At 62.5% G+C, this 14,932-nt stretch carries 13 protein-coding genes, 1 tRNA gene and 1 pseudogene; 4 read left to right on the top strand and 11 right to left on the bottom strand.

Annotation, left to right across the window (positions count from 1 at the left end):
* Positions 1-197: 197 nt before the first annotated feature.
* Entirely contained in the window at positions 198-2,093 is a 1,896-nt protein-coding gene (locus MLE18_RS10125; protein ID WP_243438679.1) for a hypothetical protein, read from the bottom strand.
* A 1,144-nt stretch (positions 2,094-3,237) separates the two neighbouring features.
* On the bottom strand, positions 3,238-3,369 hold the full coding sequence (locus MLE18_RS18200; RefSeq protein ID WP_419714892.1) for an integrase core domain-containing protein: 132 nt from the start codon (positions 3,367-3,369) through the stop codon (positions 3,238-3,240).
* Between the two features lie 103 nt (positions 3,370-3,472).
* On the opposite strand from MLE18_RS18200, the pseudogene MLE18_RS18195 reads away from it, so the two are divergent.
* Positions 3,473-3,800: pseudogene (locus MLE18_RS18195) on the top strand (transposase); the annotation flags it as partial.
* A gap of 7 nt (positions 3,801-3,807) precedes the next feature.
* Complete coding sequence (locus tag MLE18_RS18190; protein ID WP_419714891.1) at positions 3,808-4,011, top strand: integrase core domain-containing protein; 204 nt, start codon at positions 3,808-3,810, stop codon at positions 4,009-4,011.
* A 211-nt stretch (positions 4,012-4,222) separates the two neighbouring features.
* On the opposite strand, the gene MLE18_RS10110 is transcribed toward MLE18_RS18190, so the two are convergent.
* Together MLE18_RS10110 and MLE18_RS10105 are read right to left on the bottom strand one after the other, a co-directional pair.
* Positions 4,223-4,299: transfer RNA gene (locus tag MLE18_RS10110), tRNA-Pro, on the bottom strand.
* A gap of 24 nt (positions 4,300-4,323) precedes the next feature.
* On the bottom strand, positions 4,324-6,063 hold the full coding sequence (locus tag MLE18_RS10105; RefSeq protein ID WP_243438678.1) for a PAS domain S-box protein: 1,740 nt from the start codon (positions 6,061-6,063) through the stop codon (positions 4,324-4,326).
* Positions 6,064-6,178: 115 nt separating this feature from the next.
* On the opposite strand from MLE18_RS10105, the gene MLE18_RS10100 reads away from it, so the two are divergent.
* A complete protein-coding gene (locus MLE18_RS10100; protein WP_243438677.1) occupies positions 6,179-7,552 on the top strand; it encodes a sensor histidine kinase in 1,374 nt (457 codons plus the stop codon).
* A gap of 209 nt (positions 7,553-7,761) precedes the next feature.
* Here MLE18_RS10100 and uppS read toward each other — a convergent pair whose 3' ends face one another.
* From uppS to rpsB, 5 genes are all read right to left on the bottom strand, one after another.
* Positions 7,762-8,490, bottom strand: coding sequence for a polyprenyl diphosphate synthase (gene uppS / locus MLE18_RS10095; protein ID WP_243438676.1), 729 nt, complete (start codon positions 8,488-8,490; stop codon positions 7,762-7,764).
* On the bottom strand, positions 8,490-9,044 hold the full coding sequence (gene frr, locus MLE18_RS10090) for a ribosome recycling factor (RefSeq protein WP_243438675.1): 555 nt from the start codon (positions 9,042-9,044) through the stop codon (positions 8,490-8,492). Before frr ends, uppS begins: the two co-directional genes overlap by 1 nt.
* Positions 9,045-9,054: 10 nt before the next feature.
* Positions 9,055-9,768 (bottom strand): UMP kinase, encoded by a 714-nt coding sequence (pyrH, locus tag MLE18_RS10085; protein WP_243438674.1) that lies wholly within the window; start codon positions 9,766-9,768, stop codon positions 9,055-9,057.
* Positions 9,769-10,016: 248 nt separating this feature from the next.
* The gene (tsf, locus tag MLE18_RS10080; RefSeq protein ID WP_243438673.1) at positions 10,017-10,625 is read right to left on the bottom strand and encodes a translation elongation factor Ts; all 609 of its coding nucleotides are present in this window, start codon (positions 10,623-10,625) and stop codon (positions 10,017-10,019) included.
* 2 nt (positions 10,626-10,627) lie between these two features.
* Positions 10,628-11,404: a 30S ribosomal protein S2 gene (gene rpsB / locus MLE18_RS10075; RefSeq protein ID WP_243438672.1), complete on the bottom strand. Its 777-nt coding sequence runs from the start codon at positions 11,402-11,404 to the stop codon at positions 10,628-10,630.
* Positions 11,405-11,744: 340 nt separating this feature from the next.
* Here rpsB and MLE18_RS10070 point away from each other — a divergent pair, with 340 nt between their 5' ends.
* A complete protein-coding gene (locus MLE18_RS10070) occupies positions 11,745-12,398 on the top strand; it encodes a periplasmic heavy metal sensor (RefSeq protein ID WP_243438671.1) in 654 nt (217 codons plus the stop codon).
* A gap of 154 nt (positions 12,399-12,552) precedes the next feature.
* Here the strand turns inward: MLE18_RS10070 and MLE18_RS10065 are convergent, their stop codons facing one another.
* On the bottom strand, positions 12,553-14,205 hold the full coding sequence (locus MLE18_RS10065) for a ribonuclease J (protein WP_243438670.1): 1,653 nt from the start codon (positions 14,203-14,205) through the stop codon (positions 12,553-12,555).
* Positions 14,190-14,924, bottom strand: coding sequence for a lysophospholipid acyltransferase family protein (locus MLE18_RS10060; protein WP_243438669.1), 735 nt, complete (start codon positions 14,922-14,924; stop codon positions 14,190-14,192). Before MLE18_RS10060 ends, MLE18_RS10065 begins: the two co-directional genes overlap by 16 nt.
* Positions 14,925-14,932 lie beyond the last annotated feature (8 nt).

Here is a 14,932-nt window from a genome sequence, read left to right as displayed (position 1 = left end):
GACTTCAAAGGTGACCGATCCCGATTCATCCCTCAAGTACGTTAGCCGTCATTGCATCCTGAACTTGGTGGTGACCGGGGCAATAGGTTGAGATTGGCCATTGTTAACCTCCGCGGCTGCCCAGAGTTATAATGCATCATGCAAGAGTTGCAGGCCTGAGGCGATTACAATGTATTATTTTATGGTTCTCCTGGGTTTTATTTGCCGTTCTGAAGCAATAAATTGATCTGGGGGAGATAGGTGTGAAAGATGATGTTGGTATGACAGCTATAACAGCTCACCTGTGTTCCCGTGGTGTAGTTGACCACGCCGCCCAGACTCCTGCTCCGGTGAAGAGTCCGGTTGTCTTTGGCCCGGCTCAGTGCCGTGCCATTCAGGTCCGTGCCGTGGCAGGCCATGCAGGTGGTCCGGTCGCGCCGCATAAAGAAGCCGTGCTGTCTCATCCAGCCAGCGTCATTAACGTTGTGGAGGCCGTGAGGCCCTCCTAAACTTGGGCGCAGCAGGGGAAGATGGCAGGCGCCGCATTCGGCGATTTCGCCGGTGTGGCCTTGGATCTGTGTTGCGGTGATGTTGTCGTTGGTGCTGGACCGGGCCGGCCACTCGGCGTGGGGGCTGCCGTGGCAGGCCTGGCAGGCCATGCCCCCATGCGTCCCGCTGAAGCGGAAGAGCTGCCCTGGATTTTCGGCAAAGCGCTGGTTGGGCGCGATGAGGGACGTCGCGGCCGGGTCGTTGGGATCATATGCCGTCTGGCCGATGAGATTGTCTCCCAGATGGCTGAGGGCGTCACCGGAGTGGCAGGACTGGCACTTGGGCATATCCACCCAGGGGCGCCTTTGGGCTCCGGTGGTAGTCAGGTTGACCACCAGGTTCGGGGCGTTAACGTCCGGCAGGTAGGGATCTACGAAGCCCGGCTGCCCTAAATTCGGGGTGAAGCCGCCCACCTGCAGCAATTCACCGTGGCAGCTCTGGCACTGCATGCCCTTGACCGCCATGACGCTACGCAGACACTGGGTGTCGTTGCCGGGATGACAGTAATAACATTGCGTCACCCCGGTCCCCGGAATCGGGACCACATAGGTTCCCATGCCGTCCAGCATGGGCCAGGAGGTGCCGTGATGTTTATGCATGCCCCTGGAGAGATAGATGTGGGTCAGCTGAGGCCCCTGGGGACCGGTCCCCCCCAGATCCAGCGCCTTGGAATAATGGCAGGAGGCGCAGAGCGTCGGGTTGCCGGCAAGATACTTGGCGTACAGGGTAGTGGCGTTCAAAGCGTCGTGCAGGATCAGGATATTCTCACGGAAGCGAATGTTGGCGTCCGGATTGGTGCTGAAGCTGTCAGGCGTCAGCGAGGTGAGCCGTGGCGGCGGTGAGGCATCGCTGGCGCTGCCGGGGTTGAGCGGGACAAAAGCGGCGGTCTCGTGGCAAGATGCGCAATTCATCTCGCTTGAGGCTGGAAGTACGATGTCGAGGGATTTGGGCCTGAGGAAGGCAATCTTGTGCACGGCCCGAACTTTCATCATGGTGAAGGAATTGATGTTGAGCTTATCGTCAATGTTGGTCGTGGGAATACCGGTAGCGCTGAACCATTTATAGTTAGGGTCGTATGGCGTCAGAGCCTGCGGTCCGAAATTGGCGTTGGGCATTTTGTAACCCAGGATTCCTGTGTCCGGGGGCTGAGTCACTCCATAGAGCTTGGTGATATATGTCCAAAAGTTGGTCTTGCCGATGCTGGTGGTATTGATGGATCCACTGGGGTCGGCTATGGCGCGATAAGTGAGGTTGACCTGGGTGTCATTCAATAGTCTGGGTTTGGCCCCTTTGATGACAACCTGGGAGTGGACTACGTTAAAAGGCGGCAGGAGGGAAAAAACAGAGAAGTCTTGGTCGTAGCAGTGCATTCCCAGGTCGTTAAAGGCGAATACCTGGAGAGGGTCATAGCAGGATATTCCATCTTCACCGGAGTCTGATGCTTGGTAGTTGGGGTCTGTTGCAGGGTGCTGAGCTGTGGCATGGACGTTAAATCCAAGAAAATCAAGACAGATCAAGATAACCACGACGCCAGTATTCCGGTGAAACATATGTTTCCACTTCATAACTACCTCCTGTGGTAGGCATAACGTGTGAACATCTTTGTTAACTTCAAGGCAAATTGCCTTTATCCAGAAATGTTGCGAATATAGAACCCAGTGTCGAAAACTCTGTCTTGTTCCCTGTTGCCGTCCAGTTGGAACTGCATGTAATCCAGGGTTAAGAGTGCTATTGCCAAAAAACTGTTTTTTGGGCCTTGTGGCTTCAGCAAAATCCGCAAAAGACTCTGCTCCAGGAAGTGAACGCTCTAGTCGGCGGCATGTGAGCGCTAGTTCCGCCCATCGAAGAATATATCCCTGAATTCTTGAGGCCCCCTAAGCTCAGAACCACTCAGAGGTGTCCAGGGGCGGGAGTTTTTATGAAGATCGGGGACATGAGTCTTTACGACTCCTGGTTGTTTTGATTGCCCGCCGGACCATTTCCAGCGTCCTCTTTCATCAAAACGCCTTGAAGTACCGGACTTCTACTTGAGCATGCTCTCTAATGCCTTGAGCCTGTATGAACGTCCTGTGACGTCCAGGACGTGACTCCCGTGCGGCAATCGATCAATTTGTCGTGGCCATCGTACCGTCACCGGCTAAAATCTCCGGATAATCTTTGACTAACTTGTTCGTCGGGATGGCCGTACTGCCTGTGTCGTAGCGTCAGTTAACCACCCGGAACCATGAAACAGCTTCGCCATGGGGCAAAGGCTGAAAGCCTATCTCATCAATGATCCGCATCGATGACTTTTAATATTTTACCCCTTTAAGCCGCTCAGGGGGGCTGTAGACATCTTTCCTGGCCGCATGCGGCAGCGAATCCGTTGTGGCCCGCCGTATAGTTTCAATGGCACTCCGTGGTGTCCGGTAAAATATTTCGAATGAACCCAGCAAGATCCGTTCACAACTAAATCAGTATGGTATTTTTCATTCTTATTTTAACAGGCTTTTTGACTCAGTCAAACTATTCCTGGTTTATTGAGTGCTAATCAACTCCCACATTCATTAATGATACTGGATTGATCCTGCCGTATTCATGTGAACATCTTGTAATGTGCAGTTATTTGCGTGACATATTTAAAATTATGCTTGGGTATATATCTTGTTCAAGTCGTTGAAACAGTGTTCGCTCCGGCATGGCCTAGCCTGCCGGGTCACTTCGGACCACTCAATATTTGAGAGTGGCCCCCTGATTCAGGTTGTTGCCGATCATTCCGGCGAAGGTCTTGGGGGTCATCCTTCCAAGGCTTGAGTGGGACCGGACCTCGTTGTGCTGCTTGCGCCAGTCTTCAATGACCATCTTGGCTTCCAACCTGAATCGAATTCACTCCATGTGTAACCCTCCCCTAGAATAGGACCAGCCAAAAGTTGAGATTTCTGGCAAAGCAGCCCCGGAGGGAACGATGCGGAAATCTCGATTTTCAGAAAGCCAGATCGTCAAGATGCTCAAAGAGGAAGAGGCTGGTCGCCCAGCCTCGGGCATATGCCGTGAGAACGTGGTCAGTTCGACCACGTTCTACAAGTGGAAGGCCAAATACGGCGGCATGGAGGCGTCTGATGTGCGACGCCTGAAGGAGCTTGAGTCCGAACACAACAGGCCGAAGCCGATGTTTGCTGAGCTGAGCCTGGAAAACCAGGAGCTGAAGGATGTGATCGCAAAAAGTTGTAAGGCCGGCCGACAAGTGCGAGTTGATCACCTACCTCTGTCTCGATCACGGGCTGAGCCTGCGCTGGCAGATTGGGCCGAGAAGCACGGAGTGGAATTGGAGCGCATCAGCCAGGCAGGCCCACTCAGAACTCGTATGACGGGAGGCTCAACCGCACCTCTCGTCACGGCGTGTTGCATTTTCATGTTTTCAACAGTTTGGGCGAAGTCATGGAGATCGTGCAGGACTGGGTAAAGCCGTACAATGAGCAGAGGCACATAAGCCGCTCGGAGTGACCTTCCCCCCGGGTGCCTCCCGTCAACTTGCCCGAGGTCTATACTTTCGAAACGTACTAGACTCTGGAAGTTTGCACCGGCATCACGCCTTGCTCGCGAAGGACGATTCCCCTTAAGGCTCCTACGACTCCATTGTTTGACCCAGTTTGTATCCCGAAATTTTCCAAAGAAAAAATGGGCCACGATTTTCATCGTAACCCATTGATTCTATTGGTCGGGGCGGCGAGATTTGAACTCACGGCCCCCTGCGCCCAAGGCAGGTGCGCTACCAGGCTGCGCTACGCCCCGACTGGAAGAGAGTTCCCTAGAGAATTATCGCCCGCCTGGCAAGCCGGGAGAGTCGCGCAGCACGATGACGATCTTGTCCGGCTGGCCCTGGCCCGAGATGGTGGTGGCCCGCGCCTGCGCCTCCCTGCCCGCGAAGGTGCAGCGCAGCCATGTTTCGTCCGCCAGGCCGGCTTGGGCCTCCCGCTGCTGGCAACGGTGCAGCACGTCACTGAGTTCGGGAGGGCAGGGCGCTCCCCGCAGCGCATCCCGCGTGGAGCCCAGCGCCTGCGCCAGGGGCTCGTTGCATGCCAGCAGCTTCTCCCCCGAATCCAGGACGGCCGCCATGTCCGAGATCATGCCGAGCAGGGCCGCGCAGTCCCTCCCCGGCTTGACCGACTGCATGGCGGTCTGGCTGTCCGTGACGTCGAAGATCAGCGAGTGCAGAACCACCCGTTTGCCCTGGAGCAGGGGGGAGACGCGCACTTCCACGTCGCGGAGGGCTCCTGAGGCAATCTTGTGCCGGAAGCGGAAAACGCGCGTCCTCGCGCTGGAGGCCTCCCGCAGCCGTTGCCCAAGCACGGGCAGCTCCAGGGTGTTGATGTCGGCGATGTTCATGGAGCGCAGTTCGCCGCAGGTGTAGCCGTAAAAAGCCTGGGCCGCCGGGTTGGCGTCCAGGATGGCTCCGGTGTCGCCGTCTACGAGCAGCTGCACCGTGGAGTTGGTGAGGAACAGGTCGCGGTAGCGCGATTCGGAGGAGCGCAGCACGATCTCCGATGCCTTGGAGTCGGTTATATCCTGCCAGGCTCCGACGATCTCCAACTGGCGGCCCTCGCAGTCGGTGACGAGCCTCTGGTGGTCGCGCACCCAGCGCCACACGCCTTCCCGGTTGCGCACCCTGTAGTCCTGCAACAGACGGCCCCTGGCGGCCAGCCCGGCCTGGGCGCGGCGTACCCTCTCGGCGTCGACGGGGTGCACCTGCGAAAGCCAGAAGGAGGCCTCCATAAGGTCCAGTTGCGAATGGCCGAAGATGTCGCGGATGTTTTCAGAAACATAGGTCGGCGTGAAGGGGTCGTCGGGCGAACAGGTGCGCAGCACCATGGGGCTGGAGGCGAGCAGGTGCTCCAGGCGGGCCTGGGTGAGGCGCAGCGCCTCCTCCATGTGCTTGCGCTCGGTGATGTCCACGGTCAGGTGGATGGCGCAGACCAGACGGCCTGTCTCGTCGAATACCGGGGCGCTGCGCGTGAGGAACGTCAGCCCCTCGGGGACAGTGAGCTCCCCGCTGAGCGGCCTGAGGGCGCGGATGGATTCGGGGAGTTCGCAGCCCGGGCAGGGGGACTCGAAGCCGTGCAGGTGCGAGTGGCATTTCCGGCCCTGGTGGCCCTGGATCCTCTCCTGCATGAACGGGTTGTTGGAGAACATCCACAGAAGCTTCATCTCGGGATCGACGCATTTTATGGTGATGCCGTCGATGCCTTTGAGGAAATCAGCTTGGCTGGGGACTCCGGAGACAGGGGAATCGCCGGGCCCGCCAACGGGGTGAGAGGGCGGCCCTTCCGGCGGCTTCCCCCGTGCGCTCTTTCGCGGAGCGGGTTGGAACAGCTCCCCGGGATCGACCCCCAGGGTGCGCGCCAGGATGACCACACTCTCGAATGAAGGCGCAGCCAGGCCGCGTTCGAGCCTACCCAGGAAACGGTCGGAGATGCCTGCCTGGGAGGCAAGCTCGGCCTGGGTCAAGCCAGCCTGGTGTCTGAGCGCCTTGATGCGGGCGCCGAAGAGTTTTTTCATGCAGCGTCCCCTGATTATTGTTTTTTTAACCATGAACGCCGTAAGACACAACCCTGGGCTTTGCCCCTGCGTGGTAAGCCTTTTCAGAAGTGCGGCCGTGGGCTAGCATGTGGCCATGAACGGTCATCCTTTATTGGCGGCGGTGCTCGGGCAGCTCCAGGCTCTGGAGCGCTCCGCGCGCGAAGAGCAGATCCCCCTGCTTGTGGGTCAGGCCGAAGCCCTGCGCCAGGCGGTGCTCGGCCTTCTGGCCGACCGCGAGGCCGTGGAGGAACGGGCCATGATGGCCGCCCTGCGCGTGGAGAAGCTGGAGGCCGCGCTGGAGCGCAACAAGAAGCTCTACGAGGGCGGGTTGCGATCCTTCGACCGCTTCCGGCAGGGTTTCCAGTTGGTGGAGGAACTGCGCGACCTGGAGCGCCTGCCCCAGCTCGTGGAGCAGTTGCGCCGCCTGTTCCGCGTGGGGCTGATGCGCCTGAGCCTGGAGAGGGTGGATTTCGAGCCCCTGCTGCCGGAGGGCTTCCCGCTCATGGAGCGCGGGTGCCTGGGGGACATCGCCGCCAAGGTGCTGGCCGGGAAGGCGAAGGCCTATCTGGGCTCCACGGCGCAGGCGCCCGCCGGGGTGCTGAGCGAGGAGGAGGCCAGGCGCTGGCGCTCCTGTTTCGTCTATCCCCTGAAGGACCGCTTCCGCGAAGGCGAGTGGGCCGGGGTGCTGGTGCTGGCGGACGCCAATTCGCAGCGCTACCGCCCGGAGATGGCCACGGACTACATGGAGCACTTCAGCGACGTGCTGGCCAGCGCTGTCTCCGGCCTCGCGGAGCACAAGCGCGCCGAGAACCTGCGTGAGGACGTGGAGCGCATCGCCCGGCACGATCTCAAGTCCCCGCTGTCGGCCTTCCTTACCCTGCCGCAGATGCTGCTTGAATCGGACAACATCACCGCCCGCCAGAAGGAGATGATCCGCCTGATGCTGGAGGCCGGGCGGCGCATGCAGAACATGATCACGCTGTCGCTCTCCATCTACCGCATGGAGCGGGGCGAATACGACCTGGACGCCCGCCCCGTGGACGCTGCGGGGCTTGTGCGCTCCATCTGGGACGAATCCGGCGGGCCGTACCGCGCCTCGGACATCCTGCTGGAGTTCGTGGCCCAGGAGGAGCCGTTCATGGTGCGCGGCGAGGAGCTGCTCTGCTACACCATGCTGGCCAACCTGATCAAAAACGCGCTGGAGGCGTCCTCACCCGGGGACAGGGTGGGCGTGAACCTGCTGCGCGAGGACGGCTGGGACGTGGTGGAGGTGCGCAACGTGCGGGACGTGCCAGAGGCCATGCGGGGCTGCCTGTTCGAGAAGTACGCCACCCACGGCAAGCTGGGCGGCACCGGGCTGGGGGGCTACTCTGCCCGGCTCATCGCCAGGACCCACGGCGGCGACGTGGCGGTGAGCACCGGCAACGGGAGCGGCACGACGGTCAGGGTGCGGTTGCCGAGGGGGTGACGGCTTTTCGGGCCTTCGCCCCTGTCCCCTGGGCGCCGCGAAGGCGCGTCGCCTTGGGGGATGAACGGAGGTTTCAACCCGGAAATCGCCACCGCAGCCGACGCGAAGCGGAGTGGGAGTCCAGAGGGGTTAAGCCCCTTTGGCCGCCGGAGGCAACTTTTGACGATTCAAAGAAAAACGCCCGCTTGCGCGGGCGTTTCGTTTCTCGGCTAATTTCCGGCCTCTTCGGCCTGGGCTCCCGTGAGCCCGTAGCGCCGCTGCCTGGCGGCGTAGGACTCCAGGGCCTTGTCCAGTTCGGCGGCGTCGAAGTCCGGCCAGGGCACGTCCGTGAAGTAGTACTCCGCGTAGGCGCTCTGCCAGAGCAGGTAGTTGCTGATGCGCACCTCACCGCTGGTGCGGATCACCAGGTCGGGGTCGGGCTGGCCCACGGTGTACAGCTCGGCCGAGAAGCTCTCCTCGGTGACGCCCTTTGGCCCCACGCCGCGCTCCATGAGCCTGCGGCAGGCCCGCAGGATCTCCTCCCGGCCGGAGTAGTTCAGGGCCAGGTTGAGCGACATGGAGGCGCACTTCTCGGTCTTCTTGATGACGTGCTTGAGCACCTGGCGCATGGTGAACGGAAACTGGTCCATCGCGCCGAACACGCGCAGCCTGATGTCCTGCTCCACCAGGGAGGACAGCTCGTTGTTCAGGAAACGCACGATGAGGTCGAACAGGAAGTTGACCTCATCCTTGGGGCGCCCCCAGTTCTCGGTGGAGAACGTGTAGAGCGTCAGGTGCCCGATGCCAAGCTCCCGGCAGCGGGTCACCAGGGCCTTGGCGTTGCGGGTGCCCGCGTCGTGCCCCTCGCTTCGCGTCAGGCCCTTGCGTTCGGCCCAGCGTCCGTTGCCGTCCATGATGACGGCCAGGTGGCGCGGCAGCGCCGAAACCGGACCCGTCATCAGATCTCCATGATTTCCTTTTCCTTCTTGGCGAACTGCTGGTCCAGCTTGGCCACGAAGGAGTCGGTGATCTTCTGGATTTCGGCCTCACCCTTGCGCACGTCGTCCTCGGAGAGGGACTTGTCCTTGAGCTTCTTCTTCAGGGAGTCGTTGGCGTCGCGGCGGATGTTGCGCACGGCGACTTTGGCCTCCTCGGTGTACTTCTTGCCGACCTTCACCAGCTCCTTGCGGCGGTCCTCGGTGAGGGGAGGCATGCCGATGCGGATGACCTTGCCGTCGTTGACCGGGTTGAGGCCCAGGTCGGACTTCTGGATGGCTTTCTCGATCAGGCCGAAGGCGGCGCGGTCCCAGGGCTGGATGGTGATGGTGCGGCTGTCCGGCGTGGAGACGGAAGCCAACTGGTCGATGGGCGTGGGTGTGCCGTAGTAGTCCACCTTGATGCCGTCGAGCAGGGCCACGGAAGCCCTGCCGGTGCGCAGGTGGGAGAATTCCTTGTCCAGGGCCGCGGAGGCCTTTTCCATGCGGGTCTTGACGTCAGCGATCACGGCGTCCATGCGTCTCTCCTTATTCCACGATGGTGCCGGCCTTCTGGCCGGTGACTACCTTTTTCAGGTTGCCGGGCACGAACATGTTGAAGACAACGATGGGCATGCTGTTGTCCATGGCCAGGGTCACGGCGGTGGAGTCCATGACCTTGAGCTGCTTCTCCAGCACGTCCATGTAGGTGAGGCGGTCGAACATGACCGCGTCGGGGTTGGTCTTGGGGTCCTTGTCGTAGACGCCGTCCACCTTGGTGCCCTTGATGATGGCCTGGGTCTTGAGCTCCATGGCGCGCAGGGCGGCGGCGGTGTCGGTGGTGAAGTAGGGGTTGCCGGTTCCGGCGGCGCAGATGACCACGCGGCCCTTCTCCAGGTGATGGATGGCGCGGCGGCGGATGTAGGGCTCGCAGACCTCGCGCATGGTGATGGCGGAGAGCACCCGGGTGCAGAGGCCGAGCTTCTCCAGGGCGTCCTGCACGGCCACGGCGTTCATCACGGTGGCGAGCATGCCCATGTAGTCGGCGCTGGCGCGGTCCATGCCCGACGCGGAGGCGGACATGCCCCTGAAGATGTTGCCGCCGCCGATGACCATGGCCAGCTGCACGCCCATCTCCGCTGCCTCGACGATCTGGCCGCAGAAGGCGGAGACGGTCTCGGGGTCGATGCCGAAACCTTTATTCCCGGCCAGGGCCTCGCCGGAGAGCTTGAACAGAACGCGCTTGAAACGAAGGTTTTCCATATGAATTCATCCTGGGGAGGGCGCGATGGGCCGCCGGCCGCGGGCCTGGCCACGCGGCGCGGGTGCGCAGCGCCCACCCCGAATCCCGGCTGGCCGGGGCAGGGGGGTGCTACAAAAATGACGCGATCGACGCGAAGCTACGTAATGGTTTTCTTGAAGAAGCGCGAGGGGAAACTTTGCTGGACCAAAGCTCCCGCCCCGCACTTGAGATCAAAAAAAACGGGCCTTGCGGCCCGTTTCTTCGGCAGTTACTCGGCTGCGTCTTCGCCCAGCTGCATGCGGACGAAGCGGCCGATCTGGATGTTTTCGCCCAGGGTGGCCACCAGGTCGTTCAGCAAGGTCTGGATGGTGAGCTTGTCGTCCTTGATGAAGGGCTGCTCGAGCAGGCAGATTTCCTTGTAGTACTTCTTGATGCGGCCATCGACGATCTTCTCGACGATGTTGTCGGGCTTGCCCTCGGCCTTGGTCTGGGCGACGTAGATGTCCTTCTCCTTGGCCAGCACGTCGGCGGGCACCTGGTCGGACGAGACGCACAGGGGGTTGGCCGCGGCGATCTGCATGGCCACGTTCCTGGCGAACTCCTGGAACTTCTCGCCGCGGGCGACGAAGTCGGTCTCGCACTTGATTTCCACCAGCACGGCGATCTTGCCGTTGGAGTGGATGTAGGAGCCGATGACGCCTTCGGAGGTGGAGCGTCCGGCCTTCTTGGCGGCCTTGGACAGTCCCTTCTCGCGCAGCCAGGCGATGGCCTTCTCGGTATCGCAGTTGCAGGCTTCGAGGGCCCGCTTGCAGTCCATCATGCCCGCGCTGGTCCGGTCGCGCAGTTCCTTGACAACACTGGCGCTGATCTGAGCCATGATTATTTCTCCTCCTGTGCCCCGGCGGCTTCCTCGACGGTCGCGGCTTCGGGCTTCACGTCTTCTTTCTCGGCGGCGGCGCCCTCGTCCTTGGAGGCGGCCTGGCCTTCGAGGCAGGCGTCGGCCACGCAGGTGACGAAGAGCTTGATGGCCCGGATGGCGTCGTCGTTGCCGGGGATGATGTAGTCGATCAGGTCGGGGTCGCAGTTGGTGTCGACGACGGCCACGACGGGGATGCCCAGCTTGCGGCACTCCTGCACGGCGATTTCTTCACGCTTGGGGTCGATGATGAAGGCCGCGGCGGGCAGGCCGTCCATGTCCTTGATGCCGCCCAGGGTGGCGTTGAGCTTGGTCACCTCGCGGCCGTACATGGAAATTTCTTTCTTGTGGTAGCGCTTGTGGATGGAGCCGTCCTCGAAGGCGGTCTCCAGCTTCTTCAGGCGGTCGATGGAGCCGCGGATGGTCTGGAAGTTGGTGAGCATGCCGCCCATCCAGCGGTGGGTCACGAAGTACTGGCCGGAGCGCTCGGCTTCCTTGCGCACGGCCTCCTGGGCCTGGCGCTTGGTGCCGACGAAGATGATGCGTCCGCCCTTGACCACGGTCTCGACCAGGAAGTCGTGGGCCTTCTGGAACAGCTTCACGGTCTGCTGCAGGTCGATGATATGGATGCCGTTGCGCGCGCCGAAGATGAAGGGGCGCATTTTGGGGTTCCAACGGCGGGTCTGGTGTCCGAAGTGGACGCCGGTCTCGAGCAGCTGCTTCATGGTGACGTAAGCCATGAGTCCTCTCCTTTGGGTTTTTCCTCCACGCCGGGCCCCGCTGCCGGCCCGTAAGGGCACCCTTGGCGGCGATGACGGCGTGTGTGATGTTGGGAAGCGGGACTAGCTACTACGCAATGCGCGAGTTGGCAAGGGGGTAGCGGCCATAGGGTGCGATTTTCGGCGCCCGGCGCGCAGGGTGTGCAAGCCCTTGCACGGGCATGTGCAGGCATGTGCAAGGCTGTGCGCGCCTCGCAGGGCCGCAACGGGTTAAGATGCCTGTAGTTTCGAGGTGTTCCAGGTTGGCACGCCAAATGCTACCTGTCAGGTAGGCATTGAACCCCCAAAGGAGTACCGCAATATGTCCAAGACTTCCCGTTACCTTCAGGCCGTGGGCGGCATGTCCCTGGCTTTCCTGATCGGCCTGGGCGCCATGGCCGCCCAGGACGCCGCCACCGCCCCCAAGGCCGCCCCGCAGGCCCAGGCTCCGGCCGCTGCGTCCACGCCCTCCAAGCCCCAGACCTACGCCCCGGGCCTGCCTGGCTGGATGAAGCACCTGCCCGCCGACCAGCAGGAGACCGCCCGCAAGATCTGGCTCACCGAAGGCCGCACAGTCGTGGCCCACAAGGAGATGCTCAAGGCCAAGCGCCATGAGCTCAACGCGCTCCTGGCCATGCCGAACGCTGACGACAAGGCCGTGGCCGCCCTGGTCAAGGAGGTCGCCTCTCAGGAGGAGAAGCTGCTCGGGGCCGAGGTGGCCCTGCGCCGCAAGCTGGAGAAAGAAGGCATTCCCACCTGGGGCCGCATGGACGGTATGATGGACAACATGGGCGGCAAGGAAGGCTGCATGTCCGGCATGATGGACAAGATGGGCGGCAAGATGGACAAGATGGGCGGCCAAATGGGCGGCATGATGGGCGGCATGGACCATTCCTCGGGCCATGACGGGGGCCACGGCGGCGACAAGCCCAAGACCGGCGGCGCCCAGCCCGGCGGGCACGGCTCCCACAACTAACTGATAGCGGATTTTCCCTCCATCCCTCGCATTGGCGGGCCACGGCGCTGAGTCGTGGCCCGTCTTGCGTTGGGCTCCGCAGCGCCGTTCCGTGCTGCGGGAACTGAAGGGTGGGCAAGGCGGAGAGTGGCCGCGCCTCGCGGCGGCCCGTGCGCTAGAGCGAGATGACCACCGGCACCACCACGGGGTCGCGCTCCAGGACCTTGCGGAAGAAGCGCCGCAGGGAGGAGCGGATTCGCTCCTTGAGCTTGTCCGTGTTGCCGGGGGGCACACTGTCGATGGTGTCCAGGATGACGCACTTGGCGTCCTCCAGAACGTGGGAATACTGCTGCTCGAACACGAAGCCCTTGGAGATCAGGTTGGGGCCGATCATCACCTCGCCGGTCTTGTCGTCCAACACCAGCATCACCACCACCATGCCTTCGCCCGCCAGGAGCTGGCGCTCCTTGAGCACGCTCTGGCCCACGTCGCCCACGCCCTTGCCGTCCACGTAGACCTGCTCCACGAGGATGGGGTCCTCCAGGCGGATGCCGCCCTCCCCCAGGAAGGTGATGGGCTGGCCGTCCTCGATGATGATGGCCCGCTCCGGGGCCACGCCGTGCTCCAGGGCCAGGCGGCGGTGCTTGACCAGGTGGCGGTACTCGCCGTGCACGGGGATGAAGAACTTGGGGCGTACGGTGTCGAGCATGATGGCCAGCTCTTCCTGGTGGGCGTGCCCCGAGGCGTGGATGCCCTGGACGCGCTCGTAGAGCACCTCCGCGCCCTGGCGGTAGAGCTTGTCGATGAGCTTGTGGATGGCCCGGATGTTGCCGGGGATGAAGCGCGAGCTCATGAGCACCAGGTCGCCCGGGTGCACGCGCAGCTGGCGGTGCTCGCCGGTGGCCAGGCGCGAGAGCGCCGAGAGCGGTTCGCCCTGGGAGCCGGTGACCAAAAGCACGGATTTGTCCAGGGGCATGGCGGGCAGCTCGTCCATGTCGGCCCAGACCCCGGCGGGCATGCGCAGGTAGCCCAGGTCGCGGGCCAGCTCGATGTTGGTGGCCAGGCTCCTGCCGGAAACCGCCACGCGCTTGCCCGTGTCGTGGGCCAGGTCGAAGATCTCCTGCATGCGCTGGATGTGGCTGGAGAACAGCGTGACCACGATGCGCCCGGTGGCCTTGCGGAAAATCTCGCCCAGGCTCTGCTTGATCTCCATCTCGGTGAGGGCGAAGCCTTCGCGCTCAACGTTGGTGGAGTCCGACATCATGCACAGCACGCCCGGCTCGGCGAAGCCGCGGAAGGCGTCCAGGTCGGTCTGGTGGCCGTCCAGCGGATAGCGGTCGATCTTGAAGTCCCCGGTGTGCACGATGCGCCCGGCCGGGGTCTCGATGCCCAGGCCGTAGCTGTGCACGATGGAGTGGCAGACCTGGAAGAAATTGAAGGCGAACGGGCCGATCTCCACGCGCTCGTTCTTCTGCACGGGGCGCAGGTCCGCGTGCTTGAGCAGGTCGTGCTCCTCGAGCTTCTTGGCCACCAGGGCCAGGGTGAAGGGCGAGCCGTAGATGGGGGCGTCCACGTAGGGCAGCAGCCAGGGCAGGGCGCCGATGTGGTCCTCGTGGCCGTGGGTGAGCACGATGGCCTTGAGCTGCTCCTTGCGGGCCAGGATGAAATCGAACCGGGGGATGACCACGTCCACGCCGAAGAGGTAGTCCTCGGGGAACATGAGGCCGCAGTCCACCATGACCAGGCTGCCGTCGCAGCTCAGGCCCATGCAGTTCATGCCGATCTCCCCCAGGCCGCCCAGGGGATAGATGGTCACCGCGGCGGACATTGGCGAACCTCCTGGTATGCTGCCCCCATGTAGTCCTGCAGCCAGGTGCGGAAGGCTTCGCGCTCGCGGATGGTGAAGCGCTCGGCCGGGTCGAAGGCGGGCAGGGCCTTGACGTGCACCACGCCGGGCTTGGGCATCCACTTGCCCCGTGGCAGCACGTCTCCCGAACCGGAGACGATCACCGGGGCCACGGGCAGCCCGCACTTGAGGGCCATGATCATGCCGCCGATCTTGAACTCGCCCAGGCGGCTGAAGTCGTTGCTGCGGGTGCCTTCGGGGAAGACCACCACGGAGATGCCCTTCCTGGCGGCCGCCACCGCGTCGTCGATGGACTTCATGGCCTTGCGCGAGTTCTCCCGCAGGATGGGGATGTGCCCGGTGCGGCGCATGGCTGGCCCGAAAATGGGTATCTTGAACAGGCTCTCCTTGGCCACGAAACGCACGTTCCAGTCACGCAGGGCGTGCACCAGCACCAGGATGTCGAACTGGCTCTGGTGGTTGGCCAGGAACACGCAAGGCACGCCCCGCTTCAGGGCGGAGAGGTCCGCGCGGACCTCAACGCCCGAAACGGCCAGGGAAAACCGGGCCCACAGGCACATGAACCAGTGGGCCACGGGGGCGTTCTTCCCGATCCCGGCCGTGAGCCAGCACAGGCAGGACACGGCGATGAGCAGGGGCAGGAAGAACGCCAGATACGTGATGCGGTACAGAATCGTCATCGGGTTAC

The sequence above is a fragment of the Fundidesulfovibrio soli genome, assembly GCF_022808695.1.
GTDB classification, from domain to species: Bacteria; Desulfobacterota; Desulfovibrionia; order Desulfovibrionales; family Desulfovibrionaceae; genus Fundidesulfovibrio; species Fundidesulfovibrio soli.
The sequence above is the reverse complement of the archived record's forward strand: the minus strand, read 5'-3'. Positions and strand labels throughout refer to the sequence as shown.

What these genes read in the sequence shown, in the direction of transcription:
- MLE18_RS18200 (WP_419714892.1), bottom strand. Translation starts at nt 3,369, where the DNA reads ATGGTCATTGAAGACTGGCGCAAGCAGCACAACGAGGTCCGGTCCCAC.
- uppS (WP_243438676.1), bottom strand. Translation starts at nt 8,490, where the DNA reads ATGACGGGTCCGGTTTCGGCGCTGCCGCGCCACCTGGCCGTCATCATG.
- MLE18_RS10070 (WP_243438671.1), top strand. Translation starts at nt 11,745, where the DNA reads ATGTCCAAGACTTCCCGTTACCTTCAGGCCGTGGGCGGCATGTCCCTG.
- MLE18_RS10100 (WP_243438677.1), top strand. Translation starts at nt 6,179, where the DNA reads ATGAACGGTCATCCTTTATTGGCGGCGGTGCTCGGGCAGCTCCAGGCT.
- frr (WP_243438675.1), bottom strand. Translation starts at nt 9,044, where the DNA reads ATGGACGCCGTGATCGCTGACGTCAAGACCCGCATGGAAAAGGCCTCC.
- tsf (WP_243438673.1), bottom strand. Translation starts at nt 10,625, where the DNA reads ATGGCTCAGATCAGCGCCAGTGTTGTCAAGGAACTGCGCGACCGGACC.
- rpsB (WP_243438672.1), bottom strand. Translation starts at nt 11,404, where the DNA reads ATGGCTTACGTCACCATGAAGCAGCTGCTCGAGACCGGCGTCCACTTC.
- MLE18_RS10065 (WP_243438670.1), bottom strand. Translation starts at nt 14,205, where the DNA reads ATGTCCGCCGCGGTGACCATCTATCCCCTGGGCGGCCTGGGGGAGATC.
- MLE18_RS10060 (WP_243438669.1), bottom strand. Translation starts at nt 14,924, where the DNA reads ATGACGATTCTGTACCGCATCACGTATCTGGCGTTCTTCCTGCCCCTG.
- pyrH (WP_243438674.1), bottom strand. Translation starts at nt 9,768, where the DNA reads ATGGAAAACCTTCGTTTCAAGCGCGTTCTGTTCAAGCTCTCCGGCGAG.
- MLE18_RS10105 (WP_243438678.1), bottom strand. Translation starts at nt 6,063, where the DNA reads ATGAAAAAACTCTTCGGCGCCCGCATCAAGGCGCTCAGACACCAGGCT.
- MLE18_RS10125 (WP_243438679.1), bottom strand. Translation starts at nt 2,093, where the DNA reads ATGAAGTGGAAACATATGTTTCACCGGAATACTGGCGTCGTGGTTATC.